This window comes from Aerococcus sp. 1KP-2016 (genome assembly GCF_002252085.1).
In the GTDB taxonomy this organism is placed as follows: Bacteria; Bacillota; Bacilli; order Lactobacillales; family Aerococcaceae; genus Aerococcus.
Genome location: NZ_NEEY01000090.1, coordinates 1 through 2,926 on the forward strand (window position 1 = coordinate 1; position 2,926 = coordinate 2,926).

Genomic DNA, 2,926 nt, shown 5'->3' on the forward strand with positions numbered 1-2,926 from the left:
CTTGTTCATACATTAGGAATATTGTTTCTCGCTCATTCATGGTAAGATGTGTGTATGGATTCATAGCTTTCTCCTTCTAATAGTTGGTTGGTACATCTATTTTATAGGAAAACTATGGATCTTTTTTCATTTTATTATTGTTGTTGCACTTAAATTTTAAATTCGTCATATAAATGGCTTTTATCGTTATATATCTTAAAGGTGGTATACGAATGTTGCCTTTTCAACGTTTGGGTTGTATACTAGAATCAGACTTATTGTACTTGAAAATAAAGGAGAGAATTCGACATTATGGGAGATCCTGGGGCCTCAAACGTAGGTGGACAGATATTTTTAATCGTTGTTTTAACATTGGTGAATGCATTTTTAGCAGGAGCTGAAATGGCTTTTGTATCCGTAAATCATTCAAAATTAGAGGATATGGCAGAAGAAGGGGATGTCAAATCGAAAAAAGTTTTAAAACTTTTGGAAAATTCGGATGACTTCTTATCAACTATCCAAGTTGGGATAACCTTCGCTGGGTTCTTCTCATCTGCAGCGGCATCAACAACTTTCGTTGCATACTTGCGCCCATATATGAGTGGTTTACCAGCAGCAGAAATCCTTGCCACAGCAGCAGTTACAATTATTTTGTCATATTTCACCTTGGTATTAGGTGAACTATATCCTAAACAATTAGCTTTGCAAGTGCCGGAAACTTATGCACGTAATGCTGCGGGTACTATTTCAGTGTTAAAAACAATTTTCAAACCCTTTGTGTGGTTGCTAACAGCATCAACAAATATTTTGAAACGTTTAACACCTATCGAATTTTCGGCAGATAGCCAACAATTTACCAGAGAAGAAATTCAAGGTATTATTAATTCGTCACGCCGGGAAGGTGTTATCGATATTGACGAATTTAGAATGATGCAAGGTGTCTTATCACTAGATACTAAGCTAGCACGAGAAGTGATGACACCGCGTACAGACACTTTTATGGTTGATATTGATGATGATAGCCAAGAAATTTTAAATCAAATATTAAGTTCGCAATATTCACGTGTACCGATTTTTGAAACAGATAAAGATGATATTGTAGGGATTATTCATACTAAAGATATCCTGAGAGAAGCCCGTAAAGTTGGCTTTGAGAACATTGAAATTCGAGATGTGATTAAACCAGCCTTCTTCGCACCAGAAACAAGCTTCATAGATGACTTGTTACTACAATTTAAAAAGAATCATCAACATTTGGCCATCTTAAAGGATGAATACAATGGTGTAGTCGGATTGGTAACCTTGGAAGATTTAATCGAGGAAATCGTCGGTGACATTGAAGATGAATATGATGAAATCTCGCACCTATATAAGAAAATCAATGAAACAACTTATATTATTAATGGGATCATGCCAATAGATAAATTTAATCAATTGTTCCATACATCAGTGGAATCAGCTGAGTCTGATACTATTGCAGGATATATGATTGAGATATTAGGGTACTTCCCTGACGACCGTGCTGAAGAAATCATCCGCATTGAAAACTATAACTTGATGACAACGGCAGTCGAAAATGGGCGAATTCGAGGTATTCAAGTAAAACAATTAACTGAAGAACAACTGGCAGCTGAAGCTGCTGAAAAATTAGAAGCTTAACAGGTAAAGGAAAGAAGTTCGGATATGATCCCGGACTTTTTTTCTGCCAAAAGGAGGCATTATGGAAGAGTTACATACAACAAAAGTCGTACAAAACGAGATGATGGATCGTCCGGTCGTTGAGGCAGGGGTATTGAATTTTATGCGTACCGGCCAAGCAGATTTTCCGGGACCTTTAAAGGAACTAGAAGAATATGCACACGAAAACCGTGTTCCGGTTATTCCTCATGAAACAGCAATTTTCTTAGACTTTTTATTAGATATTAAGAAACCTAAACGGATTCTAGAAATCGGTATGGCGATTGGTTTCTCAGGTTCATTGATGGTTTATGGGCACGAAGAGCGAACACTAGATACTATTGATCGTTACGACAAAATGATTGTTGCTGCCAAAGAGAATTTTGAAAAGTTGGGTGTTGCAGACAGAGTAACAATTCATGAAGGTGATGCCAAAGATGTTTTACCTACATTAACTGATCAATACGACTTTGCTTTACTTGATTCTGCTAAAGCTAAGTATTTTGACTTCTTTCCGTTAATTATGGACCGCCTACAAATTGGTGGCGTGTTGATGATAGATGATATCTTCCAGGGTGGGACAGTTTTTAATGATTTAGAAACGATTCCTAAGCGTGTGCGTAAAATTCATAAGAAGTTAAATTTATTATTAGATGAAGTTGTGAAACATCCAAATTTAAAAACATCTATTTTGCCACTTGGTGATGGGGTATTACTAGTTGAAAAAATAGATGACACTGATTTTTCATATCTTTTAGAAAAGAATTTCTAACAAATTAATAATTGGAATCTTTAAAAACCGCTCAGTAGAGCGGTTTTTATTTTTTGTATGAAATTAAGGTTAAAATATAGTATTCTTTTTGTTGACAAAATGTAAATATGGGCGTAACATAAGTATCCAATAGCGGACTAGCAATTCTTGCGAAAGAAGCTATTGAAAAAAAGTATTGACAGTATTTCAATACTGCGATAACATGTAAAAGTTGCTTCTTGAGAGCAAGTCATTGAAAAAGTTTTTAGAAATTAATTCTTGACAATGCTTGAATGAAGATGATATGATATATGAGTTGCTGCAAGGCAACGAGATAGACCTTTGAAAACTGAACAAAGAAGACGAACCAAATTGTGTAGGTGTTCAATCGGTAAGATTGAAACCAACAATTCAGTAACGAAAGTTACTAAAGTAGTGAGAACTACTATAAATAAGTCAGCAAACTTTAATGAGCAATCAAGCTCATGAAAACTTTCATGAGAGTTTGATCCTGGCTCA

At 35.4% G+C, this 2,926-nt stretch carries 3 protein-coding genes; 2 read left to right on the plus strand and 1 reads right to left on the minus strand.

Annotated features, from left to right (window positions below):
* The first annotated feature begins 291 nt into the window (after window positions 1–291).
* A complete protein-coding gene (locus tag B9P78_RS09415; protein ID WP_094519171.1) occupies window positions 292–1,638 on the plus strand; it encodes a hemolysin family protein in 1,347 nt (448 codons plus the stop codon).
* A gap of 61 nt (window positions 1,639–1,699) precedes the next feature.
* Complete coding sequence (locus B9P78_RS09420) at window positions 1,700–2,428, plus strand: O-methyltransferase (protein WP_094519172.1); 729 nt, start codon at window positions 1,700–1,702, stop codon at window positions 2,426–2,428.
* A gap of 251 nt (window positions 2,429–2,679) precedes the next feature.
* On the opposite strand, the gene B9P78_RS10440 is transcribed toward B9P78_RS09420, so the two are convergent.
* Window positions 2,680–2,926: hypothetical protein (locus tag B9P78_RS10440; RefSeq protein ID WP_233487879.1), on the minus strand; the 247-nt coding region annotated here is incomplete at its 5' end.

What these genes read in the sequence shown, in the direction of transcription:
- B9P78_RS09420 (WP_094519172.1), top strand. Translation starts at nt 1,700, where the DNA reads ATGGAAGAGTTACATACAACAAAAGTCGTACAAAACGAGATGATGGAT.
- B9P78_RS09415 (WP_094519171.1), top strand. Translation starts at nt 292, where the DNA reads ATGGGAGATCCTGGGGCCTCAAACGTAGGTGGACAGATATTTTTAATC.